This is a genomic window from Nonomuraea sp. NPDC050153, assembly GCF_044460125.1.
GTDB lineage: Bacteria > Actinomycetota > Actinomycetes > Streptosporangiales > Streptosporangiaceae > Nonomuraea.
In genome coordinates this window covers 260,357-283,377 of sequence record NZ_JBITJQ010000009.1, presented here as the reverse complement: position 1 = coordinate 283,377, position 23,021 = coordinate 260,357, and the positions used below count along the sequence as shown (strand labels likewise).

Sequence of the window (23,021 nt, the reverse complement as noted above, 5' to 3'; positions counted from 1 at the left end):
CACTTCTGCCGCGGCTACCCCACCGCCGAAATGGACAGGATCATGACCGCCCGCCCGCGAAGCTCCACGGGCGTACGCGATAACGGCTGTCCGCCGGTTCCTCAACCCCGTCCTCCTGGAGGAAGGCGCGGGCCCCACACAACATCGCTCGAAGGCCGTTGTCCCGTCCCAAGGGACTCGGGGCCGGACAACGGCCTTCATAACGCCCGCCACTCCATCGACCAAGTGCCGGACCGCCACGACAAGAGCGCGACATTTACCGTGGCGCGTCACAGGTCTGGGCGCTGGCCGGTGGGCTGGGCTCCACGCTGGTCATCGGAGGGCCGGCCGGGCTGTATCCGGCGATCAGGGCCTCCCGCCTGTCACCGGCCGAGGCCCTGGCCACCAACGGTTGACGTCCCCGTAGGCTCGGTGCTCCCGCCAGCCCGCAGGATCCGCCAGCTCAGGTAGGCGCACAGCCCCATGGACGGCGCGCCGAGCAGCGTGCTGGCGATCCCGAGCGCGACCACCTGATCGGCCAGGTAGAGCGGCACCATCACGGCCACGGCGACGGCGAAGCGCGCCAGGAACACGCCCATGCAGGCCTGGTAGCGCCGCATCAGCGCCCGATCGCGCCGCCAGGCGAACCCCTCGCCGCGCGCCGCACCCACGACCAGCCCGACAACCGGCCACCGGATCAGCATGGACACCAGGAACACCGTCCCGCCAGCGGAGGTGAACAGCAGGCCAGGCAGGTAGAAGTCGATGCCCTGCCCGGTGCTGCCCGCCATCGCGGCCGACACCCCCACGACGGCGAGCCCGCCGGCCGCCTGCCAGTACTTGCGATCGGTGAACACGCGCACCACCGCCAGCACGAGCACCCCGCCGACGGCCGTGAGCGCCGAGGCCAGGACCTGGCCGGTCAGCAGGTAGGCCACCAGGAACAGCGCCCGGGACGCGACCCCTTCGGCGACCGTTCGCCAGCCGCCCACCGCGGCGAACACCGTCATCGACCCGCTCGTCAGAAGCCGCAGGCTCATGCGACCGGCTGCGGGAAGCTGTCACGGCGCATCGCGTGCTCGTAGCCGCCGATCGCGGCGGCCAGGTCCTGCTCGCCGCGATCGGCGCGGATCAGGGCATCGCGGAGGCGGTGGGCGTCCTGCATCGCCAGATTCCCCCCGAACCCGGGCGCCACGTGGATGGCGTCCCCGATGAGCGTCACCGGAGCGGCGGGCCACGCCTCCATCGCGGGAATCGCCCCGCCGCGCAGCGCGACCGTGAGGCCGGGCCACGCCTCCTCCACGATCGTCCGCAACGGGGAGGGCAGGTCGCGGGCCAGTTCCCTGGCCCTCTGCCAGAGCGCGTCCGGCGCCTCGCTCGCGACGGGGGGCGACGACAGCGCCCACATCACGTAGTCCTCGGCCCCGTCGACCGCCCGGGCGCGCAGCGCGGGCAGCCACCGATCACGCGCCGCCGCCGGGGGCTGGGTGAAGCGCAGCACGCCGAGCGCCATCACCATCCCGTCCGCCTGCAGGCTGGCGGGATCGTGCCCGATCAGCGCGTGCACCCCGGCACCGGCCCGCAGCGGTGCCGCGCCCATCAGCATGCGCCTGCCCGAGTCGGCCACGCGCACGTGCGGCAGGAACTGCCGGCGCACCGCCGAGCCGATGCCGTCCGCGCCGACCAGCACGTCCGCGGAGTCCACGCTGCCGTCGGAGAAGTGCACCCGGACCCCGGCGCCCTGCCGTTCGAACCGGGTGAACGCGGTCCCGAACCGGACCGCGTCCTCCAGTCCGGCCAGCAGCACCGCCCGCAGCAGCGGCCGGTGGGTCTGCCGGCCCGGCCGTACCCGGCCGGCCGTGCCGTCCATGGGCCTGGCGCCGACGACCGAGAGCACCCCCTCTACCTCGCCGAGCATCAGCGTCCGTTCGCGCTGCCCGCCCATCGTGGCCTCGGCCACCGCGGCGTGCGCGGGCGGCAGGCACGCGCGAAGCGCCGCCATTCCGCGCTCGTCGAGGTGCAGGCTGATGCCCTGCGGGCGTCCTCGCGCCCCGTCCCGCTCGTAGACCACGACGTCGATCCCGGCCTCGCGCAGCCCCTGGGCGAGGGTCAACCCGCCCAGCCCGGCGCCGGCAACGATCACTCGCATACCGCCACACACCTTTCTCCATCGCTTGGTGAAGAACACTCTAACCCAAACTTCACCGATTGATGGAGAAAGGTAGACTTCCGGGTCATGACAGCAGACCGCGCCCGGCCCGGGCGCTGGCGATCCGGCGCGGAGAGCAGGCAGCGCATCCTGGAGACCGCCCGGACACTGTTCCGGCAGCACGGCTACGACGGCACCACGGTGCGCGCGGTCGCCGCCGAGGCGGGCGTCGACCCGTCGATGGTGTTCTATTTCTTCAAGACCAAGCAGGGGCTGTTCGGCGCGGCCGTCGACATGTCCCCGCAGACGCCGGCCGCGATCGCGTCGATCTTCACGGGCGGCCTCGACGGGATCGGGGAGCGGATCGTCCGGACGCTGGTGGAGAACCTGGACAGCTCCGACAGGACTCCGCTGGCGATCCTCACCCGCTCCGCCCCCACCCACGACACCTCCGAGGCGCTCCTGCGGGAGTTCATCGACCGGGAGATCAGCGGGCGCCTGGCGGCGATGCTCGACACGCCCGACGCGGCACTGCGGGTGGGCATGGTCAACGTGCAGATCCTGGGCCTGGCCGTGGCACGCTACCTGGTCAAGATCGAGCCGATCGCCTCCGCCCCCGCCGATGACCTGGTGGCCCGATTCGGCCCGCTGGTGGATCGCTGCCTCACCGGCGAGCCGTAACAGCAGCGGGCCCGCCTCACCGGACTGCGCAGGGTGGGCCGGCCGTCCTTCGCCGTGAAAGTCCGCATCACCAGTCGCCTTCCTGGGGGCCGACTTGCCCGTGCCAGTCGTCAATGCCGCGGGCTGCTGCGCGTTCGGCGGCGTGGTCTTCTGCGGTGGGGCGGTACCACTGGAGCTTGGTGCGGATGGTGAGGAGGTCGACCACGTAGGCGCTGGTATCCACTTCGTCATACTCGACCGAGTCGCTGCCATCCGGCGCGTAGAGGAAGCCCTCCTCGGCGACTTCGCCGAGGAGTTTGGCTACCTTCTTGCCACCGATGCCGTACTCGCCTACCACGGAGAGTTTGAGGCCGAAGACGTACGCGACTTGTGCGTGCCGGCGTTGGAATTCACCTCGGGCGAAGGTGCAGTTCAATGCTTGTCCGACGCGGGCGGCGACCTGCTCCAGCGCCTCGTCGGTATCCAGGCGAGCGCTGAAGCGTATCTCCTGTCGTTTCATCTGAACACTCTTCCTTGCCAAGGCTGCTCCACGTCAAGGGCGATCACAGGTTCCAGACCCGCACCGACCTCGCCGAGCGCCGGCGCAGCCTGCGCTGCGCCGCCACCAGTGGGAGAACACCCCGCTGACCGGGAGGGGCAGCGGGGCGTTACAGCGTCAGACGCGGAACGGCAGGCCGGCCACGTCCACACCACCCGGCGCGATCACCACCACGACCACGGCTTCTCGGCCGCGTGCGGGGATCGCCGCTGCCGTCCTCACGCGGCAAGGCGACGGCGATCTTGCGGGCGCCCCGCCCGGTGGATGACCAGCCCCGTTCTACGGCCGAGTTCGCACGGGGGATCCACACCCGGGGCTGACCGATGACCATACCTCCGACCAACGGGGTGACGGCCTCACCTGCTCGCCCTGCTTGGAACAAGATCAACCCCTGGACGGTAAGACCGCGTACGTAGTCCGGCAGGTAGGCGTCCCGGTTCAGCTGGGCAAGTTCCCCGCACAACTCGACGGACTGTCCGGGCTCCATCACGTCGAAGCCCTGCCGCCGGTAGAAGGCGCTCAACCCGGGCGCAGGCGGAGCGTCTCGCCGCGCTGCGCGCCGTGGCCGAACTCCTCTGACCACGCGGGCCGGGTCACTTCGACGAATCCCGAAATGGGGCTAAGAGCCGACTTTCTCCCGTTACGGTGCGGGAAATGAACGCTGACCAGTTGCATGAATACGCGAACCAATTGCGTGACAATTTCTTGCGACTACAGGATCAATCCCTGGAACTGCACCAACGCGCCCGAGCCCTGCAGGTCACCCACAGCTCGCCCGACGGCCTCGTCTCCGCCACGGTGGGCGCCCGCGGTGACCTGATCCGGCTCGAGCTCGACCCCCGGGTCTCCCGCCTGCGGGACAGCGGCAGGCTGGCCGGCCTCATCACCGCCACCGTGCAGCAGGCCGCGGCGATGGCCCAGGAGGAGATCGTGCGGATGTTCGCGCCCCTCGTCCCGCCGGAGCAGATGCGGGCCCACCTGGACGGCGACCTCGACAGCGTGCTGGGGCACCTGGACGACCGGCTGCGCGAGATCGGGTAGCGGATGGCCGAGCACGTACGCATGGAGCGGTCTCAGGTCGAGGCCGGGCTCAAGGGCTGGCAGGGCCACGCCGCCGGACTCGGTGACGCTCTGCGCGACGCCACCGCCCGCATCGAACGGCTGAACGCCGCCGCCCCCTGGGGTGGCGACTCGGCCGGGCAGGAGTTCTACCGGGCGTACTCGGCCGAAGGAGGGCCCGACACGCTCATCGCCTGGGCCGGGCAGCTCATGAGGAACCACGAGGCCACCGGCGAGGGTGTACGGCAGACCGTGGAGACCACGAGCGAGGCCGCCTCCGCACCGAGGGACGATCGGGTGTGAGCGTCCACGCGGGGGCGGAGCACAACCGCAGCACACCGGTTACCAGCCCGCCGGGCGGTGGCGACGACACGATCGGCAGCGGCGGCTACGCGACCGACGTCACGCCGGCCTGGGGAGAGGGCGCGCCCGAGTGGGTGGACGTCCTGATCTCGCTGGTGGCGGCCGGGCAGATGTGGCCGGAGGGCAGCGAGAAAGGCCTGGCGGAGCTGGCGGTGGCCTTCGACGATCTGTCGCGGACGGCGCTGGCCGGGCAGGACGTGAGCTCGCGGGCCACGATGCTGGACGGGTGGTCGGGCGCGTCGGCCGACGCCTTCCGCGAGCACACCGACGAGCTCGCGTCGGGGGAGACGGGGCTGGCGGGGATGGCGCGGGCCGCTCGGGCGTACGCGCTGCAGCAGGACTCCTTCGCGCGCGCCACGCAGTACGGCAAGCTGTCCATCAACGTCGGCTACTGGATCACGGTCGGCGCGGCCGCCGTCGGGGTCATGGCGAGCTTCCTCACCGCGGGCGCGACCACACCGCTGCTCGCCGCGTACGCGCAGCGGCTGCGGGCCTTCCTCAACCAGGTGTTCGGCTCCCTGGAACGGGCGGCGGGGGCCGGGCGCGGGCTCACGGCCGTCGCGCCGAAGCTCGCCGCCGTCCAGACGGCCCAGTTCGGCGGGAGGCAACTCGGCCAGGGGCTGCTGGCCAGGGCGGTCACCAGCCACATGCTGCGCGAACTGCCGGAGGAGGTGGGCGAGGGCCTGCTCATGGACGGGCTCGCCCAGCAGCGGCAGATGGAGCTCGGGACGCGTACGAGCTGGGACACCCGCATGACGGCCGCGAACGTCCTCGGCGACGCGACCGGCGCCCTGCTGGCGTCCCGGGTCGCGCCCGCGGTCTCCAAGTACGTCTCCGGCCTCCCCGGCCTGCGCCACCTCGACACCGCGGCCGGGGATGCAGGTGGGCCGGCGAACGTCCTCATGCGGTACCCCACCAAGGCCGCGAGCGCGGCCGCCACCAACGCGCTCGTCTCGGCCCCCGCCGGGATGATCTCCAACGGCGTCGTGTACGGCACCTGGCAACTCCCCACGGTGGAGGGGCTGGTGGGCAGTATGGCGGCCGGCGCCGGCCGAGTGGGCACCATCAGCCCCCTCAGCACCGACGTCCTCTCCGCCCTCGCCAACCCGTCAACGGCCCTGGCCCGCGCGGAATTCACCGCCCTCGCCCAAGACCCCACCCCCTCGCCCTCGCCCTCGGCGCCCAGCGTCGGCTCCGGCCAGGGCGGGAGCACCCAGAACACCGCCACCCACGGGGCCGGCGGGGTCACCCCGATGACAACCGCCCCACCCACCCCGGCCGGCGACGCACACGGGACCGGTTCGACAGGCGCCCTCCAGCGCAGCGGCCCCACCCCAACACCGGCCAGCACCCCCACCGCGTCGGCCCAGACCGGAAGCGCACCGCCCGGAAGTGCACCGACCGGAAATGCACCGACCGGAAATGCACCGACCGGAGCACCACCAAGCACCACCTCCAGCGGCACCACCCAGGCAGGCGCGACACCGCAAGGATCGGCACCGGGCACCGCGTCCGGCGGGACGGGGCAGGCGGGTGCGGCATCGCAAGGGGCGGGATCGAGCGGCCAGTCGGCGGCCGGCGGTGCGCCAGGTGGCTCATCGGCACAGACCAGCCCGATCGGCGCGGCTCCCGGCACCCCGGTCGCCGGGACGGGAGGGCCCGCTACCCCGCCCTCGGCGGGGGCCGGGCCGACCGCCGCCGGCCATGTGCCGACAACTCCTGACACCCCGGCTGCCGCGTCGAGTGGGCCCGCCACCGCGGCCTCGGCGGGGGCCGGGTCGAGCGCCCCGGCCGCTGCCGCCTCTGTGCCGCCGGGTTCTGGCGCCCCGAACGTGACAGGGCCTGGGGTGGATGTCCAGGGCGGGGAGTTGGTGCCGTCCAAAGAGGCGCTGGCTCTGGCGCTCAGTGGGGCGGGCACCCCGTCCGTACCGAGGCTTGAGGGGATCGGGCCGGAGGTGGCGAGCGACATTGATCAGGCGTTACGTGAGCTGGCCCGTGACTACCCGGACCTGACGCGCGCCCTCGGCACCGTCAGCACCACGGACCCGCACGGGAACTTTGTCACCCAGCCGGACCTGGTGGCCTACGCGGTCATGGACGGTGCCGGGCGGGGCATCCACCTGAACCCCGTCGCAATGGCCGACCAGGTGGAGGCCGGGCGGGTGGAGGAGGCGACCGGGTGGACGGTGCCGGGCGGGGGGTCGGTGCGCGGTGTGCTCTACCACGAGGTGGGCGAGCACATCGCCGACCGCATCATCAGCGACCCCGACGCGCGCACCGCCCTGAACGCCACCGTCTCGGCCGCGCTGGGCCGCCCGTACGACGTCACAGGCGTGCACGACCAAGGGACCGTGACCGCCGTCGAGTCCCGCCTGTCCACGTACGGCGCCACCACCCCCCGCGACCTGATCGCGGAGGCGTTCACCGAGTACAGGACCTCGGCGACCCCGCGTCCCCTGGCCAAGGCGGTCGGTGAGCTGATCGATCGGCTGTACACCACGCGGGCACACCGGACACAGGACACCGCGTTGACAACGCGCTCCCGCGAAGAGGTCTATGCCCGCAGGCGCGGTCCCTCCGACGACCCGGAAGCGGATCCGGACCTGTGGGCGCTGCGGGCCATGGACGGGCGGATGAGCGAATCCCGCTATCGGGACGAGGACTCCGAACGTCAGGCAGGCAAGATCCTCCAGCGCATGGCGAACACCTGGGGCCGCGACGGGACCCAGTGGCTGCTGGACACGTTCCAGGCGCGTTCCCCGTACGTACGCGACGGCATCGTCTGGGCCGCCCGTCAGAACGGCCTGGCCGGCCCGACCGGCGAGCAGCAGTCAATGGCACAGACGTCCCGGCCGCTGGGCCAGAGCGGCCAGAGCGGCCAGAGCGGCCAGCCGCGGGAGGCCGCCTACCAGGCCGAGAACCTGTACGACTCCCAGGCCGACCGGCGCCACTGGAAAGACGTCATGCGGGAGGCCGACCATCTCGCCCACCAGTACACGGCCGCCGACCGCGACCAGGACGCGGACGCGTTCCAGGACGCCATCGACAACGCCCAGGCGTTCGTCCGCCGTCACGGCCTGGCCGACGCCGGCCGGACGCCTTGGTACAAGTTCAAGGGCGCGGCGGAGATGGACGACTGGGTGGCCTTCCGCGAGAGGGAGGACACCAGCACCGGCATCGGCTTCATCAGCGAGATCCTGCTCTATGACTTCGACCTGGAGCCGGACGACCTGAAGGGGACCGGTGCCGCCGGTCAGAGTGGGACGAAGGGGTACGAGCCGCCGATCTCCGACCACGACGACTTCGGCAAGGTCAATGTCGAGCGCCGGACCAAGGTGCCCCTCGCCGGACTGCGCCCGCAACGGGTGGAGGACTACGACAAGGCCTCCCAGCCGCTCAGCGAGGAGCACAAGGAGGCCATGCGGAAGGCGTACGGGGAGTTGCGGAAGTTCATCGACGACCTCGGCTCCAGGGAGATCAGGTTCGGTGACCTGCTCGCGATCATCAGCAAAGTCAACCCGACCGGGCACAACAGGAACTGCCCGGAGACCAGCCTGGCCATCGATGACATCCTGCGCGGCAAGCCGGCCGTGGCCGGGCCGCTGAACGCCGCGCCGGTCCCGGTCATCCGCACCACGATGGGCAGGCGGGCGATCGAGAAGCACCTGCGGCTCAGCAATCTCAAGAAGGTGGCGAAGATTTTGCAGAACGAGGGGCCGGGGTCACGCGGCGTGGTGATCGGCTACAGCGGCTCCGGCATCGGGCACGTGTGCAACGTCCTCAACGTCAACGGCAACATCTACTACGCGGACGGCCAGCACCAGCGGGTATACGTCGACCGGCACCCCATGGAGGGCAAGTACCGCGAGTACGACTTCTTCCAGACCCGCTGAGAAAGGACGGATCACCATCATGATCGGCAAGGAGGAGGCCGAGCAGGTCGTGCGCGCGTACATCGCGGAGGAGTTGAGCGCGGTGGGGGAGGGGCTGGTCGTGCACGACGCGGTGACGGTGGAGCGGCCGTACGGGTGGTTCTTCACGATCACCACGGCGGAGTTCGTCGAGACGGGCGACCCCGGCACCACGTACGCCGGGCTGGGACCGGTCCTGGTGCGGCGGGCCGACGGCGGGCTCGTCGAGTACGACTCCATGTACACCGGCGAGGCGGCGGCCGAGGACTACGAGGCGGGGCTGTGACGCGGCGGCGGCCCGCGATCTGCGACGCGTGCGCCAGGCTCCGGCAACGGGTTGATTCGCAGGCGGCCGGCCGGTACGTCCCCTACTGCGAGGCCTTCCCCGAAGGCGTCCCGGCGGAGATCTATGAGGGCGGCTTCGACCACCGGCACGAATACCCCGGCGACGGCGATGTCCGGTTCGCGCTGCGGCCGACGGCCGAGGGGGCGGTGCGGGCGTTCGAGCTACGCCGCACCTGAGAGGCGAGGGCTGTCCGGGCCCGAGGTTGATGCACTACATATGAGCCGTGTCCACAGGAGGGTCTTCTGTGAGGCCGAGTCGAAGAGACGTGCTCCACGCCGGGATGGGGGTCGTCCTGCTGCGCTTCCCCGTCAGTTGCGGCGGGGACACGCAACGGGTGCGGGGGAGCGCCGGTCGTGATCGGCAAGCCGGAGAAGGTTGGTGGCCGCGGCGACGAGGACGTGCCGGCCGCGGCCGCCTCGTCGAGGACGAGCCCGGATTGTTCGCTCAGCCTCGACCGTAGCCCCGCAGAGCCCTTGACCGGCACGCCATCCCGAGCGAAAGCGACGGAAGGCACATCAACCTGCGTAACGCCCTCTCAATTCCGCAGCCATAACTATTGAGGCGCCTTGCTCAGCATGTCCTGCCGACGTAGTAGGCGTAGGTGACGCCGGGGGTAAGGCCGCCGAGACTACGAGGGCCGAGGCTGGTGCGTCCGGGTCTGACGCACCGGTCGTAATCGTCCCCGAATACCACCTCCACCCGGATAACGACCGAAGTCCTACTATCACAGTGGTTGTAGTGAGCCCACGTTGCGTCAGGGTCGTAGCCGCACGCCAGAAGGGATGGAGAAGCCGCGGTTGATGAGGTAGCGGCCTGTGCGGGACCACCCGCTATGGTGAGCGTTCCGGCGGCGATTGCCACAGCGGCCAAAGTCTTCAAAACCCGTCCGGTCATGCGGATCCTTTCTCATTCGTCCAGCCAATGGGTAGCTTCTGCATTGATGTTGCACTATCGACCTTTCACGAACCTGTCTTCTTTCTGCCGCCTCGTTATGTGGCGTCAGGAAACCGTCCGCCGTCGCACTGCGGCTCCTGCACGGCGGCCGCCTTGTCCTGCGGCGGCAGGCCGGCTGGAGGCCTGATCAACCTTGATCGGGATGGTCGCCTTGATCCCACGACAGCGGCTCGGCGCCGTACGGGTATCGGCGACCGGGTCGAAGCCGGGCGCCGACAACCGCTGCCCCGGGCGGTGACTACGTCCTGTAGCGGTACAGGATCCGGCCGCGGGTCAGGTCGTACGGGCTGAGCTCCACGAGCACCCGGTCATACGGCAAGATCTTGATGTAGTTCTTCCGGATCTTCCCGCTGATGTGCGCCAGTACCTTGTGCCCGTTCTCGAGCTCCACCCTGAAGGTGGCGTTACGCAAGCACTCGACGACCGTGCCCTCTATTTCGATACCGCCTGGTGATCTTGCCATCGTTCTTTCACCTCTTCACTACGAATGCCGTTGACGCGAGCCGCGGTGCGGCCTCAGCGGAGCACCAGCTCCAGGTTGCTGCTCGTACGCCGGGCCCCGACGCCCTCGAACAGCGCCATGGCCGCCCGGTTGGACTCGTTCACTTCGGCCGAGGCCACTTCGGTGCCGCTGTGGTGCAGGGCACCCAGTACGTGGGCGAGCAGCGCCCGGGCGATGCCGCGGCGCTGCCGGCCGGACCGGACCGCGATCAGCCCGATCCGCGGCTGCCTGGTCACCGCCGCCAGCCGGACCAGGCCCACGTACTGATCGTGCCGTGCGGCCACCGCGTACTTCGACGGATCCAGCACGATCGGGCCGGGCACCACCTCGGCGGGCATCTCCTGCCAGCCGACGGTGGCCTCGACCTCGTCGCGAATCGCGCGGTCCAACGTACGCAGAGGGGCCTCTTCCACCTTGCTTGCGGCCACGATCGTCACGTCCTCCGGTGGTAGCACCGAACCGAGACCCGTGATCCGCGGGTCGGTGGGCACGAGGTACTCCCACTCGCGGCGTCGGATCGCGAACCCGGCACGCTCCCACTGCGACGTCAGGTCAAGGTCGGTCTCGTCGACCACCGTGTGCAGCGGCCTCGGCAGGTCCGCCAGCATGGCGTCGGCGAGCCGGTCGAAGACCTCGCCGTTCCAGGCGTCGATGCTGAGGAACGTCCGTCCGTCGGGCCTGCGTGAGGTGTCGCCGCGGCCGAGCACCCGGTCGCCCTCGACGGCGTGCCATTGCCGCTCCGCAACCTGGCTGATCGTTACGGCGTGCTCGCCGGCGCCTGACGGGAAATGAGCAGAATTCATAGGGTGTCGCCTTTCGGGATTGCCTTGTCGAGGCGCTCCCGGCGACACCTATGTCAGTCGCTCGACCGTGACGACGAGGGGAGCACCCACATCGATACAGCGTTCATGGGTCTCACCTCCTCGTGCAGTGCCACGGTTCGCAGGACGGTATCAACGCGCGCATCGTCCCGTCCAACCATTTTCCCGGGCCGCCCGACCGGAGCGGTCCTCGGCTCGCGGGTGGCAACCGGTCAGGTTTCAAGAAGCCGCTGCCTGGGGGTCTTTCCTAGCATGGGTGTCACACCCACCGAGGTTCATGAGGAAGGAACCATCGTGAAGGACGCGAAGAGCACCGCCGCGACCGGCAACAAGTTCGACGGCTTCACCGACGAGGAGCGGGCCGCGATGAAGGAGCACGCCAAGGAGCTGAAGGCGGCCTCGCGCCGTGGGTCCAAGGACGACGCGGAACGCGAGGTGCTCGCGAAGATCTCCGAGATGGAGGAGCCGGACCGCGCCATGGCAGAGCGGATCCACGCCATCGTCAAGGCCAGCGCGCCGGCCCTGACACCGAAACTCTGGTACGGGATGCCCGCCTATGCCAAGAACGGCAAGGTCGTCTGCTTCTTCCAGAACGCGCAGAAGTTCAAGTCCAGGTACGCGACGCTCGGCTTCAACGACGTCGCGAGCCTGGACGAGGACACCATGTGGCCGACCTCCTTCGCCCTGACGGAGCTGACCCCGGCCGTCGAGGCACGGATCGCCGCGCTCGTGCAGAAGGCGGTGAGCTGACCAGCTCCTGGAGCTCTGGCGATGGCCCCTTGACGCGCCCGCCCTGGTGTTGGAACCGCGATGCACCGCCACGATCGGCATCGGTGGGTGCGGGACCTACACGCGGTGGAGGACGTCACCCACCGCGGCCAGCGTCAGCGTCTTGTAGCCGACCGAGTCGAACAGCACGGTGATCCGGTCATGTTCGCGGCTCATGACCGTCCCCGCCCCCCACATCTTGTGGGTCACTCTGGCCTGCACGGGTAGCTCCCCGCCGTCCGAGGCGGGTGCCGGTTCGGGTGCCGGGCCGTTCTCGCAGGTGTCGCAGGTGCCGCAGGTTCCGGTGTACGGCTCGCCGAAGTAGTGGAGCAGGAAGCGGCGGCGGCAGTTCCTGGTCTCGGCGTAGCCGCGCATCATGTCGATCCGCGAGTCGTCCACGCGTCGTCGTGCCTCGTCCAGTTCGGAGGCCCGCGCGGCGGCCTGCTGCGGTGTCAGGGTGGGGGAGGCGTAGCGCAGGTCGCCGGTGTGGGTCACGGTGAGCGCGCCCGCGTGTTCCAGCAGGTTGACGAGCTTGGCGAGGTTGGAGGTGCTCATCTTGAGCAGCGCGGCCAGTTCGCCCGCGGGCACCGTGCCGGCGTGCTCGCGAACCAGTGTCGCCACGCGCAGCAGCGCCTCGGCGTCGGCTCGCCCGCTGGTGAAGAAGCGGCGCAGGCCCAGGTCCTCCTGCCGGTAGAACAGCACCGCCGAGGCCGCAGCGCCGTCCCGTCCCGCCCTGCCGATCTCCTGGTAGTAGGCATCGGGTGACTCCGGCGGTTCGGCGTGCAGCACGTAGCGCACGTCGGGCCGGTCGATGCCCATGCCGAACGCCGACGTCGCCACGACGGTGTCCACCTCGCCCCTGGTGAACAGCTCGTGCACGCGGGTGCGTTCGGTGGCCCGCATGCCGCCGTGGTACGGCTCGGCCCGGCGTCCCTTGCGGGTCAGCGCGGCCGCGTATTCCCCGGTCTCCTTGCGGGTGGCGACGTACACCAGGCCGAGACCGCTCTGGGAGGCGGCGTGCTCGACCAGCGCCCGCTTCTTGTCCTGGGCGGAGACGAAGCGGCGGACCTCCAGCGAGATGTTCGGGCGGTCGAACCCCCTGATGATCTCCACCGGGTCGGTCAGCCCCAGCGAGCGGATGATCTCCTCGCGGACGTTCGGGGCGGCGGTGGCGGTCATGGCCACCACCGGCGGGTGCCCCAAGTGCTCGATGACCTTTCCGAGCCGCAGGTAGTCGGGCCGGAAGTCGTGGCCCCAGGACGAGACGCAGTGGGCCTCGTCGATGACGATCAGCGAGGGCCCGGCCTGGGCGAGGCGTTCGACGACGTCGGCCTTGGCGAGCTGTTCCGGGGACAGGAACACGAACGCCGCGTCCCCGGCCGTCACCTTCTCCAGCCCGGCCGATACCGAGGAGGTCGAGTTCACCGCCACGGCGCCGCCGGCGTCGGCTTTGAGCAGGTTGGTCACCTGGTCGCGCTGGAGCGCGATGAGCGGCGAGACGACGATCGCGGGGCCGTCGAGCAGCAGCGTGGGCACCTGGTAGACCGCTGACTTGCCGCCGCCGGTCGGCATGACGAGCAGCACGTCGCGGCCCTTGAGTAAGTGCTCCATCGCCTCCTGCTGGCCCGGGCGCAGCTCCGTCCAGCCGAAGCGCCGCAAGGCCGTGGCCCGCAGTTTCCGCCCCTGCCGCCCGAACCGGCCCTTCAACCTCATCCACAAGCCCATGCCACCCCAGCCCTCCACTCGGTGGCGGTCATTACCCGCACTCGCGGGCCGCATGCCTGCGACCGATCGGGCCGCAGCTTACGGCAACTCGCCCGCCCTGAGCGGTGGCTTGATCTTAGGTGCCCCGGCCCACTGGCGATGGTGGACTTGCGATCTCGTGGACGGCCGGGCATGCCCCGAACGGCTGAACGGGACGCGAAGTTCGAGCCCGCGATCAGCCGCCGCAGCCGCTCGCGCACCGAGCCCCGTGCGCTCGTGGCCTCGTGGCCCTTTTCCCGGAAAACCTCCATCGCGGCGTCGAGCACGTACGGGTCGCTGAACTCCCTGGGCCTCGTCATGATGCCGAGGCCGACCGGTTCTGTACACATCAGTCAACAACGCGTTCCAGCGGCCGAGGCGCGATGGAACGAGATGGAACGCCTAGTGATTGACGCCACTGGGACAGCCGGCGGCGGATCCCACTGTTCTCACCAAGAGGGTGTTCTATGCCCGTTCACATCACGAATATCTCGCGCACGCTGGTATCGGTGGAGCTGAACAGCGGCAGCACGCTGCACCTCGCGCCGGGGGAGCGTTCGGCCGCCATCGAGCCGTTCGAGATCGGCGACAACCCCTGGATCCGGACGCTCGGCGAGCAGGGCCGGGTGGCGCTGGACACCACCGGCGAGGAGCCGGCGCGCGGGCGAAGGCGCGACAGAAAAGACAGCGGCAAAGCCGACACGGATTCCCCGCGGGCCGACGACTAGCAGAGGACGGAAATCAGCATGGAGCATCTGCATCCCGGCGTGTTCATCGAAGAGGTGCCGAGCGCCGTACGCCCGATCGAAGGCGTCAGCACCTCCACGGCGGCGTTTCTCGGAAAGGCGGAGACGGGCCCGCTGGACCACGCGCAGCTCGTCACGAGTTTCATCGAGTTCCAGGCCGCGTACGGCGGATTCCTCAACGACGGATATCTGGCCCACGCCGCCCTGCAGTTCTTCAACAACGGCGGCACGCGGCTGTACGTGGTGCGCGTCGCCGCGAACGCCAGGACCGCGAGCATCGACATCGGTGACCGGAAGGGTTCGCCGGCCAGGATTCTCGTCGTCTCCGCCGCCAGCCCCGGCAAGTGGGGCAACGACCTGGAACTCGTGGTTACGAACGGGACGCTGAGCCCGGCCGGCGAGTTCGCCGTCGCGGTGCGGCGTGCCGGCGTGGTCGCCGAGACGTTCGACAACCTCAGCGTCAACCCGGACGCCGCCAACTTCGTGGAGAACGTCGTCAACGCCCGTTCGGCGCTGGTGCGGCTGCGCGTGGACCAGGCCGACGACTCCGCCGACGCGGGGACCAGCGTCTCCGGGACCGCCCCGGTGACCGCGCTGCCCACGGCCCTGCGCCGCCTGCAGGTCAACGTCAACGGCGACGGCCCCCAGACGATCACCCTGACCGACCCGGTGGACACCGGCCAGCACATCGCGACCGCCATCCAGAACGCCGTCCAGCAACTGTCGCCGCTGCGCGCCGGCACACCGTCCGGCGCGTTCGGCTCGTTCCAGGCCAAGTTCGAGAACAACGTCTACACGCTCACCTCCGGCGCGCCGGGCAAGCGCTCGTCCGTCCAGGTCGGCAACGCGACCGACGGCAACGCCGCTACGGCGCTCAAGCTCGGCACCACCAACGGCGGCACCGAGAACACCGGCGCGGCCATCCTGCGCCCGACGAACGGGACGTTCCTGGTCGGCGACGGAGTTGTCGGCGGCGCGACCCTGGCCGTGACGCAGGGCAGCGACGGCACCACCCCGCAGGACGCCGACTTCCTTCAGGCGCTGCCGCTGCTCGACCCCGTACGGGACGTGAACATCGTCGCGATCCCCGGCATCGGCAGCAAGCAGGCGGTCGACGCGGGCACCGGCTACTGCCGCCAGCGCGGCGACTGCTTCTTCATCGGCGACCTGCCCGCCTCGGCCGACACCCGCGACGCGGCCAAGAGCTTCGTCGACGGCCTCACCGTCAAGAGCTCCTTCGGCGCCGTGTACTTCCCGTGGCTGTCCATGGTGAATCCGAACGGCACCGTGCCGGACCCGCTGCCGGTGCCTCCCTCCGGCTTCGCCGCCGGCATGTACGCCCGCATCGACTCCCGGCGCGGCGTCTGGAAGGCCCCCGCCGGCACCGAGGCGAACATCACCGGAGCCGTCGCCCTCGCCCGCCGGCTCAGCGACGCCGACCAGGACGTGCTCAACCCGGCCGGCGTCAACGCCGTTCGCTTCTTCCCCTCCTCCGGCATCGTGCTGTGGGGCAGCCGTACGCTCGGCACCGCCTCCGACCCGGCCTACCGTTTCATCCCGGTACGGCGGCTGGCGATCTTCCTGGAGCAGAGCATCGCCAATGGCATCCAGTTCGCCGTGTTCGAGCCCAACGACGAGAACCTGTGGGCCAGCCTGCGGCTGAACGTGGGCGCGTTCATGACCACGTTGTTCAGAAATGGAGCGTTCCAGGGCGATACGCCGTCGAAGGCGTTCTTCGTCAAGTGCGACGCCCAGACCAACCCGCAGGACAAGATTGACGCCGGCATCGTCACCGTGGCGGTCGGCTTCGCGCCGCTGCGCCCGGCCGAGTTCGTCGTGCTGCAGATCAGCCAGAAGACCGCCGGCAACTGAGGAGATGCCCCGTGGCCCGCTTCACCGTCAACACCCACCGGTTCGACCCGTACCGGACGTTCAAGTTCCGCATCAAGATCGATAATCAGTACGTCGCCGGCCTGTCCAAGTGCAGCGCGCTGCGCCGTACGACCGAGGTGACGCGATGGCGGGAGGGCGGCGACCCCAGCGCCAGCCGCCTGCTCCCCGGCAATTCCCAATTCCAGCCGGTCACCATGGAGGCCGGCGTCACGCACGACCCGACCTTCGAGAACTGGGCCAACCTGGTGCACAACTTCCAGGGCGACGCGGCCGGGTCGCTCAAGGGGTTCCGCAAGGACATCATCATCGACGTCTACAACGAGGCCGGGCAGAAGGCGCTGTCGTACACGCTGTTCCGCTGCTGGGTCTCGGAGTACCAGGCGCTGCCCGAGCTCGACGCCTCCTCCAACGCGGTGGCGATCCAGCACATCATCGTCCAGAACGAGGGCTGGCAGCGCGACCCGTCAGTGACCGAGCCGACGGAAGTGTGATGGCGGAGCTGCTGCTGCCCGGCGGCTGGCTGGACGCGGCGGGCTCCTGTCATCAGGAGGCCGCCATCCGGCCGGCGTGCGGCGAGGACGAGGAGTGGCTGTACGGGCTGCCCCTCACCACGCCCGAGCCCGCGGTCGTCACCGGGCTGCTCACCAGGTGCCTGACCCGGGTCGGGCCGCACGCGCCGCCCGGGCGTGACGTCGTACGGTCGCTGCCGGTCGGCGACCGGGAGTGGTTGATCCTGAGGCTGTGGCGGCTGACCCTGGGGGACCGGGTGGAGCTGGTGGTGACCTGTCCGCAACGGGGATGCGGTACGCGGATGGACCTCGACTTCGCTCTGGAGGGGCTGGTTGCCGAGCCTCGGCCGCAGCGCCCCTCGTACTCGCTGGATCCCATTGGGCTACGTTTCCGCCTGCCGCACGGGGACGACCTGGAAGCCCTCGGCCGCGCTCTCGCTGAGGAGGAGTCGGGCGGAGGGGTGTCGGGTGGTGGCGCGTCGGGTGGTGGCGCGTCGGAAACCGATCGCGCGGCCGCCCTGCTGGGCCGCTGCATGATCCCGCCACCTTCCACCGCGGAAGTGACAGCCCTGCTGGCCCGAACTCCCGGGCTGTGGGAGGGCATGGCCGAGGAGATGCGCCGCCACTCCGCCCTCGTGGACCGGGAGTTCGACGCCGTCTGCCCGCAGTGCGAACGGGAGTTCACCGGCGAGTTCGACCCGATCCTGGCGTTCCTCACCGAGATGATGCGGCGGAGGCCGGAGTTCGAGCGGGACGTGCACCTGCTGAGCCTGCACTACCACTGGCCATTGAGCGAGATCCTGAACCTCGCCCGGTCCCGGCGGCGGCGCTACGTCCGCCTCCTGCTGGACCAGCTCGACGTGGCGACGGGATAGGCGGGCCGGACATGTCACCTTTTCTCCAGCACCTGCTCGCCCGAGGCGCCCGCCTCCTGGCGAACGCGACCCACTCGGTGGAGCCGCTGCACGTACCTGACCTGGTGGAACCCCTGGAGCAGGACCCCCTGCCCGAAGACGAGGTCGGCGATGTGGTCTGGGACGCGGCCACTAGCCCTGTTCCCGAGCTGGTCGGCAAGGCGTCCGCCGACGGGCGCGGCGACACGGCCAGCGGCACGGCCAGCGACACGATCAGCGGCGTCGCCCGCGCCGCGGTCGATGGTGAGTCCCATGACGTGCTCAGGGGCAGTCCCCGTGGCGCGCTCGATGACGGGACGCGTGACCCGCTCGCCGGCGGCCCGCGTATCGCGTTCGGCGACCGTCCCCGTGACGTGCCCCGTGACGTGCCGCGCGACATGACTGGTGGCGTGGCCGGTGACGCCGCTGGTGACGGGCCCGGCGCTCCCGTCCGGCCGTCGGCACCGCTGCGTGACGCGGGCTTCCGCTCGGTCGAGCCGATCGGCCCCCGCCGAGACGGAGGCGACACGGATGGCCCGGATGGAGGCGACACGGCCCGCCCGGCCCGGGATTCCGGTCGCGTGCCCGGTGACGACCTCTCCGCCCACTGGCGCGCCCTGGGCGACCGCCTGCTCGCCAGCCACCCGCCGACCCGCTTCCCAGCTCTCCCGACCGCAGCGCTGACCGGGACCAGGACCCGGGACGCGCGGACAGCGGAACCGGCCCAGCCACCTGGGGAGAACACGCCTACCCCAGCCGACGCGGCACCCACCCCAGCCGACGCACCCACCCCAACCGACGCGGCCACCCCAACCGACGCAGACATCCCACCCACCCCAACCGACGTGGCCACCCCAGCCGGCCCGGTCGACGCGGCCGGCTCGGCAGACCTGGCCGACGCTACGGGCACCACGATCCACCCCAGCCGTCACAGCACGGAGATCACGCACATGCCCCGTGGCCCGTGGCGCCGCACCAACGCCCTCGCCTCACCTGCGGAGACGGTGGACTCTCCGGACGGTTCACGGCCGGCGGCCGGCATCACACCGGGCCGCCACGGGACGACGGACGCGCGCTACAAGGCCGGGCAGGCGGACGCGCGCCACGAGGCGGGGCAGACGGACGTGTGCCACGAGGCCGGGCAGACAGACGTGCGCCACGACGCGGGTGCGGGCGGCCGGGCGGGCACGTCCCGCGCACGGAGAATCGCGGAACCAGCGGCCTCCACCGCCTCCACCGCCCATCCCGGGAACGCGACGGGCGACGGGAGTCGCGGGGCCGAGCTGGTGATCGAGCACCTGGAGGTGCAGCTCGTCGGCGTCCCCGACGGGCTCCCGCACACGGAGCAGGCCGCGCGAACCGGCCGGCCCGCGGCGACGGGGGCCGGGCCGTCGGGGGCCGGACAGCCGGAGGCCACCGGGGCGTGGGATCCGGCCGCGCGCAACTACATCGGAAGGTGGTGAAGAGGTGATCGGGCTGGTGAGCGAGTCTCTCAAGAACCTGCTGGAGGCCGAGATGTCTCCGTCGTCCCCCGTCACTCTGTTGTCGCCGGCGGATGCCGGCTCCCAGCAGTCTCGCGTCAACCTGTTCCTGTACTGGCTGTGCCCGAACCCGCAACTGCGCAACCAGTCGCCCACCCCTCTCCCCGACGATCCCGCCCAGTTCGCCGATCCGCCGCTGGTGCTGAACCTGTACTACATGCTCACGACCTACGCGCCGATCGACGGACAGTTCGGCCTGGCCGACTCGCACACGATCATGGCCGAGGCGATGCGAGTCCTGCACGAGCATCCGATCGTCCCGCAGGAACGCCTGGAGCCCGGACTGCGGCAGGGCGAGGTGAAGGTCACCCTGCACAGCGCCGACGTCGAAGAGCTGAGCAAGGTCTGGACCGCCCTGACCAAGGACTTCCGGCTGTCCGCGGTCTACGAGGTCTCTTACGCGCCGATCCCGGCGCGCGGCCGCGGACCGGTGGCCAAGCCGGTCGCCTCCACCGACCTGGACCTCAAGGTGATCAAGTGAGCGACGCAGAACCGTTCGCGGGCGGGCGGGAGCATCTCGCCGCCGAGCTGGCCTGGCTCGATCAGGCGCTGCTCGTGCTGGTGGCCGCTACCAGGCCCGCCGTCATGCCCGACGGCGCGGAGGGCGGCGCGGAGGGCGGCCACGGCTGGTTCGTCACCGCGCCGGAGGCCGAGTGGCTGCTCAGCGGTGGCGCCGACCCGGGACCGGTCGAGCCGCCGCCCGCGCTGAAACAGGCCAGGACGGAGATCTCCGCCCGGGTCGCGGCCACCCGGCACCTGGGCCGATCGCTGGTGCTGCCGGCGCTTCGCGACCTTTTCGAGCTCACCCCCGAAGAGGAGCTGCTGCTGGTCGCGTGCGCGGCCGCCGAGCTCGACGCCCGCTACGGCAAGGTGTACGGATATCTGCACGACGACACGACGAAGCGCCGGCCCAGCCTGCGGCTCGTGACGGCCCTCGCCGCGCTCGACCCGCGGTGCCCGGCGGACGGCGGCGCGCTGCTCGACCCGAGTGCGGCGGTGTTCCGGTGGCGCATGGTCGACGAGGCCGGCACTGCCGCCCACCATCCCATCCGGGGCCTCTCGCTCGATCCCGCCGTCCTCGCCCTGATCACCGGATCGCGCGCGGCCGACAGACGAATCGAATGCGCGCTCCGTCCCCTCCCCGAACCCGCCCCCGAAGCCGAAGCAGAAGCCTGGCCGTACGACGACATGGCCGACCGCCTCACGACACTCCTCGGCGGCGGCCGCAGGCACCTCGCCGCGCACTTCCACGGCTCGCGGGCCGCCGAGGGCCGGCGGATCGCGGCGGCCGCGTGCCGCCGCCTCGGCACGCGGATGCTGCACGCCGACGCGGGCGAGCTGCTGTCGCTGTCGCAGTCCGGCGCGCTGCCGCTGGCCGAGGGGCTGCGGCTGGTGTACCGGCAGGCGGCGCTGGCTTCGGCCGGGGTATACCTGTCCGGGATCGACGCCCTGCTCGACGATCCGAGAGCGGACGCGCACCTGCGCACCCTGGAGCGGCTCCTGGCCGACGCGTCCTGGTTCACCTGCACCGAGGGCGAACGCCTGTGGCTTCCCGGCCCGTCGTTCCCTGCCCACGTCACCTTCCTCCCCTTCGATCCTCCGCGCCTCGACCACCGGCTCCGCCGTGCCGCCTGGGAGCGCGCCCTCCCGGGCCTTGCGCCCGACCAGATCGGCCTGCTGGCGGCCCGCTTCCCGTCGACGCCGGCCGAGATCGACGACACACTCCGGCTCGCCCGGGGCAGGGCGGAGGCGGACGGCGAGCCCGAGCCGGGGGCCGGGAAGGGCGGGCCCCGGTACGAGGATCTGGTCTGGGCTTGTTCGGCGTCGCGGCGGGCCGCGCTCGACGGGCTCGCGCGCCCCGTCACGCCCTGCGCCGGCTGGGACGACCTGGTGCTGCCGCCGGACCTCCTGGCGCAGCTCCGGGAGCTGTGCGCACAGGTGCGGCACCGCGGGCGGGTGCTGGACGAGTGGGCGCTCGGACGGCGGGCCTCGCTGGGACGCGGGGTGCAGGCGCTGTTCCTCGGGCCGAGCGGCACGGGGAAGACGCTGGCCGCCGAGGTGGTGGCGGGGGCCGTCGGCATGGACCTGATGAAGGTGGACCTGTCGACTGTGGTGAGCAAGTACATCGGGGAGACGGAGAAGCACCTGGGGCGGCTCTTCGACGGCGCGGAGCGGTCGGGGTCGATCCTCTTCTTCGACGAGGCGGACGCCCTGTTCGGCAAGCGGTCCGAGGTCGGCGACGCGCACGACCGGTACGCCAACATCGAGGTCTCCTACCTGCTCCAGCGGGTCGAGGAGTACGCGGGCGTGGTGGTCCTGGCGACGAACTTCGCCCAGAACATCGACGAGGCGTTCCAGCGCCGCATCAGGGTGTCGGTCGCCTTCCCCTTCCCCGACGAGGCGGCCCGGCTGGCGATCTGGCGCCGCCACCTCCCGGAGGAGCTTCCGGTCGCCGCCGACCTGGACCTGCCCGGGATGGCCCGGCGCTTCAAGGTGTCCGGCGGCGTCATCCGCAAGATCGTCTGGAACGCGGCGTTCCTGGCCGCCGACGACGGCGGCCGGGTCGGGAACGAGCATCTGCTGCTGGCAACGAGACGGGAGTACGAACGCATGGGCAAGCCGTTCCTCGCGGCGGAGGCCGTTCGATGAGGGTGCGCAGAATGGTGGTCCGAGTGGAGACGCCCGAGAGCGCGGGTGGTGCCGGGATGCCCCCGGAGCGGGCCGTCGCCCTGGTCCGCGAGGCCCTGGCGCGGGCCGCAGCCGAGATGCGGGTGCCGGAGGCGGGCCGGATCGCCCGCATAAGGGTGCGCGTGGATGCCGCCGGCGCCGGCGACAGCGGACTCGCCACCCGGATCGGCCGCGCGATCCGCGCCGCCGTCGCCGACCGCGCCGCCTTTCAACAGCCCGCCTTTCAGCGGCCCGCCTCCCACCGGGACCCGGGGGTGACGAGGTGACCGGCGGACTCTCCAATCAGCCGCAGCTGCTGAAGGGCGCGCTCGTGGACGCGGATCCGGCCGCGGATCCGCAGCTGACCGTGTCGTTCCAGTTCAACCCCGTGACGCTCACCCGCAGGAAGAGCCTGCGGATCCCGGCTCCGCCGTCCAGACGGGGGCGGGAGGAGAGCACGCCCGAGGACCAGAGCCTTGAGGTGCAGATCACGGTGACCGAGCCGGAGACCATCTCGATGGACATCCGGCTGGATGCCACGGACGCGCTGGAGCAGGGCGACCCGGTGGCGGCCGAGTTCGGGGTCCTGCCCGCGCTGTCGGCGCTCGAACTGATGATCACGCCCCGGCCGGAGACGCCGCTCGGCGGCTTCTCCACCGACTTCGGGTTCGGCCAGCGGCTGGTCACCCCAGTAATGATCTTCGTCTGGGGGCGCCAGCGGTTGATCCCCGTGCGGCTCACCCAGATGAACATCGAAGAGGTCGAGTACAACGCGAACCTCAGCCCCTCGCGCGCGATCGTCGGTGTCACCCTCCGGGTGCTCGGCGGCGGCAACCAGTTCCAGCGGCACACCCTCGCCCAGCGGACCCAGATGGCGGCGCTGAACGCGCGCGGCACCCCCGACGCGACATCGATCATCCCCGACGTCCCCCGCGACGTTCAGGGCTAGGGACGCGAC

General features: G+C 71.0%; 23 protein-coding genes. 16 read left to right on the top strand and 7 right to left on the bottom strand.

All coding sequences use genetic code 11. The features are described from left to right. Positions 1–362: 362 nt before the first annotated feature. Complete coding sequence (locus ACIBQ1_RS24235; RefSeq protein WP_397280812.1) at positions 363–1,019, bottom strand: DUF3159 domain-containing protein; 657 nt, start codon at positions 1,017–1,019, stop codon at positions 363–365. Beyond that, complete coding sequence (locus ACIBQ1_RS24230; protein ID WP_397280810.1) at positions 1,016–2,128, bottom strand: FAD-dependent oxidoreductase; 1,113 nt, start codon at positions 2,126–2,128, stop codon at positions 1,016–1,018. Before ACIBQ1_RS24230 ends, ACIBQ1_RS24235 begins: the two co-directional genes overlap by 4 nt. An 87-nt stretch (positions 2,129–2,215) precedes the next feature. Between ACIBQ1_RS24230 and ACIBQ1_RS24225 the strand changes: the two genes are divergently transcribed. Continuing rightward, positions 2,216–2,809, top strand: a complete 594-nt coding sequence (locus ACIBQ1_RS24225) for a TetR family transcriptional regulator (RefSeq protein ID WP_397280809.1) — start codon at positions 2,216–2,218, stop codon at positions 2,807–2,809. Between the two features lie 67 nt (positions 2,810–2,876). Here ACIBQ1_RS24225 and ACIBQ1_RS24220 read toward each other — a convergent pair whose 3' ends face one another. Beyond that, positions 2,877–3,308: a hypothetical protein gene (locus tag ACIBQ1_RS24220; RefSeq protein WP_397280807.1), complete on the bottom strand. Its 432-nt coding sequence runs from the start codon at positions 3,306–3,308 to the stop codon at positions 2,877–2,879. Positions 3,309–4,037: 729 nt separating this feature from the next. Between ACIBQ1_RS24220 and ACIBQ1_RS24215 the strand changes: the two genes are divergently transcribed. From ACIBQ1_RS24215 to ACIBQ1_RS24195, 5 genes are read left to right on the top strand one after another with little or no spacing between them, the layout of a single operon-like run. Continuing rightward, the gene (locus tag ACIBQ1_RS24215) at positions 4,038–4,388 is read left to right on the top strand and encodes a YbaB/EbfC family nucleoid-associated protein (RefSeq protein WP_397280805.1); all 351 of its coding nucleotides are present in this window, start codon (positions 4,038–4,040) and stop codon (positions 4,386–4,388) included. Between the two features lie 21 nt (positions 4,389–4,409). Next, positions 4,410–4,709, top strand: coding sequence for a hypothetical protein (locus tag ACIBQ1_RS24210; protein ID WP_397280804.1), 300 nt, complete (start codon positions 4,410–4,412; stop codon positions 4,707–4,709). Continuing rightward, entirely contained in the window at positions 4,706–8,662 is a 3,957-nt protein-coding gene (locus ACIBQ1_RS24205) for a toxin glutamine deamidase domain-containing protein (protein WP_397280802.1), read from the top strand. The genes ACIBQ1_RS24210 and ACIBQ1_RS24205 overlap by 4 nt, the downstream gene beginning before the upstream one ends. A gap of 19 nt (positions 8,663–8,681) precedes the next feature. Next, positions 8,682–8,966 carry a YrhB domain-containing protein gene (locus ACIBQ1_RS24200; protein ID WP_397280800.1) on the top strand — a complete coding sequence of 95 codons (285 nt, stop codon included), beginning with the start codon at positions 8,682–8,684 and terminating at the stop codon, positions 8,964–8,966. After that, complete coding sequence (locus ACIBQ1_RS24195; RefSeq protein ID WP_397280798.1) at positions 8,963–9,202, top strand: hypothetical protein; 240 nt, start codon at positions 8,963–8,965, stop codon at positions 9,200–9,202. The genes ACIBQ1_RS24200 and ACIBQ1_RS24195 overlap by 4 nt, the downstream gene beginning before the upstream one ends. Before the next feature lie 394 nt (positions 9,203–9,596). Here the strand turns inward: ACIBQ1_RS24195 and ACIBQ1_RS24190 are convergent, their stop codons facing one another. From ACIBQ1_RS24190 to ACIBQ1_RS24180, 3 genes are all read right to left on the bottom strand, one after another. After that, positions 9,597–9,920 (bottom strand): DUF6355 family natural product biosynthesis protein, encoded by a 324-nt coding sequence (locus tag ACIBQ1_RS24190; protein WP_397280796.1) that lies wholly within the window; start codon positions 9,918–9,920, stop codon positions 9,597–9,599. Between the two features lie 298 nt (positions 9,921–10,218). Next, the gene (infA, locus tag ACIBQ1_RS24185; RefSeq protein ID WP_397280794.1) at positions 10,219–10,443 is read right to left on the bottom strand and encodes a translation initiation factor IF-1; all 225 of its coding nucleotides are present in this window, start codon (positions 10,441–10,443) and stop codon (positions 10,219–10,221) included. Positions 10,444–10,496: 53 nt separating this feature from the next. Continuing rightward, a complete protein-coding gene (locus ACIBQ1_RS24180) occupies positions 10,497–11,285 on the bottom strand; it encodes a GNAT family N-acetyltransferase (protein ID WP_397280791.1) in 789 nt (262 codons plus the stop codon). A gap of 312 nt (positions 11,286–11,597) precedes the next feature. On the opposite strand from ACIBQ1_RS24180, the gene ACIBQ1_RS24175 reads away from it, so the two are divergent. Then, a complete protein-coding gene (locus ACIBQ1_RS24175) occupies positions 11,598–12,053 on the top strand; it encodes an iron chaperone (RefSeq protein ID WP_397280789.1) in 456 nt (151 codons plus the stop codon). A gap of 96 nt (positions 12,054–12,149) precedes the next feature. Here the strand turns inward: ACIBQ1_RS24175 and ACIBQ1_RS24170 are convergent, their stop codons facing one another. Beyond that, positions 12,150–13,784 (bottom strand): RecQ family ATP-dependent DNA helicase, encoded by a 1,635-nt coding sequence (locus ACIBQ1_RS24170; RefSeq protein WP_397280786.1) that lies wholly within the window; start codon positions 13,782–13,784, stop codon positions 12,150–12,152. 497 nt (positions 13,785–14,281) lie between these two features. Here ACIBQ1_RS24170 and ACIBQ1_RS24165 point away from each other — a divergent pair, with 497 nt between their 5' ends. Genes ACIBQ1_RS24165 through ACIBQ1_RS24125 form a run of 9 tightly spaced genes read left to right on the top strand, consistent with a single transcriptional unit; the run spans position 14,282 to position 23,012 of the window. After that, positions 14,282–14,542, top strand: coding sequence for a hypothetical protein (locus ACIBQ1_RS24165; RefSeq protein ID WP_397280784.1), 261 nt, complete (start codon positions 14,282–14,284; stop codon positions 14,540–14,542). Between the two features lie 18 nt (positions 14,543–14,560). After that, entirely contained in the window at positions 14,561–16,432 is a 1,872-nt protein-coding gene (locus tag ACIBQ1_RS24160) for a phage tail sheath family protein (RefSeq protein ID WP_397280781.1), read from the top strand. An 11-nt stretch (positions 16,433–16,443) separates the two neighbouring features. Then, complete coding sequence (locus tag ACIBQ1_RS24155) at positions 16,444–16,944, top strand: phage tail protein (RefSeq protein WP_397280779.1); 501 nt, start codon at positions 16,444–16,446, stop codon at positions 16,942–16,944. After that, positions 16,944–17,837 carry a hypothetical protein gene (locus ACIBQ1_RS24150; protein ID WP_397280777.1) on the top strand — a complete coding sequence of 298 codons (894 nt, stop codon included), beginning with the start codon at positions 16,944–16,946 and terminating at the stop codon, positions 17,835–17,837. Before ACIBQ1_RS24155 ends, ACIBQ1_RS24150 begins: the two co-directional genes overlap by 1 nt. A gap of 11 nt (positions 17,838–17,848) precedes the next feature. Beyond that, positions 17,849–19,318, top strand: a complete 1,470-nt coding sequence (locus ACIBQ1_RS24145; RefSeq protein ID WP_397280775.1) for a hypothetical protein — start codon at positions 17,849–17,851, stop codon at positions 19,316–19,318. A 16-nt stretch (positions 19,319–19,334) separates the two neighbouring features. Then, positions 19,335–19,877: a DUF4255 domain-containing protein gene (locus ACIBQ1_RS24140; protein ID WP_397280773.1), complete on the top strand. Its 543-nt coding sequence runs from the start codon at positions 19,335–19,337 to the stop codon at positions 19,875–19,877. After that, the gene (locus tag ACIBQ1_RS24135) at positions 19,874–22,045 is read left to right on the top strand and encodes an AAA family ATPase (protein ID WP_397280771.1); all 2,172 of its coding nucleotides are present in this window, start codon (positions 19,874–19,876) and stop codon (positions 22,043–22,045) included. The genes ACIBQ1_RS24140 and ACIBQ1_RS24135 overlap by 4 nt, the downstream gene beginning before the upstream one ends. A gap of 11 nt (positions 22,046–22,056) precedes the next feature. Further along, positions 22,057–22,350 (top strand): hypothetical protein, encoded by a 294-nt coding sequence (locus ACIBQ1_RS24130; protein ID WP_397280770.1) that lies wholly within the window; start codon positions 22,057–22,059, stop codon positions 22,348–22,350. Further along, complete coding sequence (locus tag ACIBQ1_RS24125; RefSeq protein WP_397280768.1) at positions 22,347–23,012, top strand: hypothetical protein; 666 nt, start codon at positions 22,347–22,349, stop codon at positions 23,010–23,012. Before ACIBQ1_RS24130 ends, ACIBQ1_RS24125 begins: the two co-directional genes overlap by 4 nt. The last annotated feature ends 9 nt before the right edge of the window (positions 23,013–23,021 follow it).

Bases quoted from the DNA above. Each gene is read 5' to 3' on its own strand.
- ACIBQ1_RS24160 (WP_397280781.1), top strand. From the start codon at position 14,561: ATGGAGCATCTGCATCCCGGCGTGTTCATCGAAGAGGTGCCGAGCGCC.
- ACIBQ1_RS24150 (WP_397280777.1), top strand. From the start codon at position 16,944: ATGGCGGAGCTGCTGCTGCCCGGCGGCTGGCTGGACGCGGCGGGCTCC.
- ACIBQ1_RS24145 (WP_397280775.1), top strand. From the start codon at position 17,849: ATGTCACCTTTTCTCCAGCACCTGCTCGCCCGAGGCGCCCGCCTCCTG.
- ACIBQ1_RS24225 (WP_397280809.1), top strand. From the start codon at position 2,216: ATGACAGCAGACCGCGCCCGGCCCGGGCGCTGGCGATCCGGCGCGGAG.
- ACIBQ1_RS24130 (WP_397280770.1), top strand. From the start codon at position 22,057: ATGGTGGTCCGAGTGGAGACGCCCGAGAGCGCGGGTGGTGCCGGGATG.
- ACIBQ1_RS24180 (WP_397280791.1), bottom strand. From the start codon at position 11,285: ATGAATTCTGCTCATTTCCCGTCAGGCGCCGGCGAGCACGCCGTAACG.
- ACIBQ1_RS24235 (WP_397280812.1), bottom strand. From the start codon at position 1,019: ATGAGCCTGCGGCTTCTGACGAGCGGGTCGATGACGGTGTTCGCCGCG.
- ACIBQ1_RS24200 (WP_397280800.1), top strand. From the start codon at position 8,682: ATGATCGGCAAGGAGGAGGCCGAGCAGGTCGTGCGCGCGTACATCGCG.
- infA (WP_397280794.1), bottom strand. From the start codon at position 10,443: ATGGCAAGATCACCAGGCGGTATCGAAATAGAGGGCACGGTCGTCGAG.
- ACIBQ1_RS24220 (WP_397280807.1), bottom strand. From the start codon at position 3,308: ATGAAACGACAGGAGATACGCTTCAGCGCTCGCCTGGATACCGACGAG.
- ACIBQ1_RS24170 (WP_397280786.1), bottom strand. From the start codon at position 13,784: ATGAGGTTGAAGGGCCGGTTCGGGCGGCAGGGGCGGAAACTGCGGGCC.
- ACIBQ1_RS24190 (WP_397280796.1), bottom strand. From the start codon at position 9,920: ATGACCGGACGGGTTTTGAAGACTTTGGCCGCTGTGGCAATCGCCGCC.
- ACIBQ1_RS24230 (WP_397280810.1), bottom strand. From the start codon at position 2,128: ATGCGAGTGATCGTTGCCGGCGCCGGGCTGGGCGGGTTGACCCTCGCC.
- ACIBQ1_RS24210 (WP_397280804.1), top strand. From the start codon at position 4,410: ATGGAGCGGTCTCAGGTCGAGGCCGGGCTCAAGGGCTGGCAGGGCCAC.
- ACIBQ1_RS24165 (WP_397280784.1), top strand. From the start codon at position 14,282: ATGCCCGTTCACATCACGAATATCTCGCGCACGCTGGTATCGGTGGAG.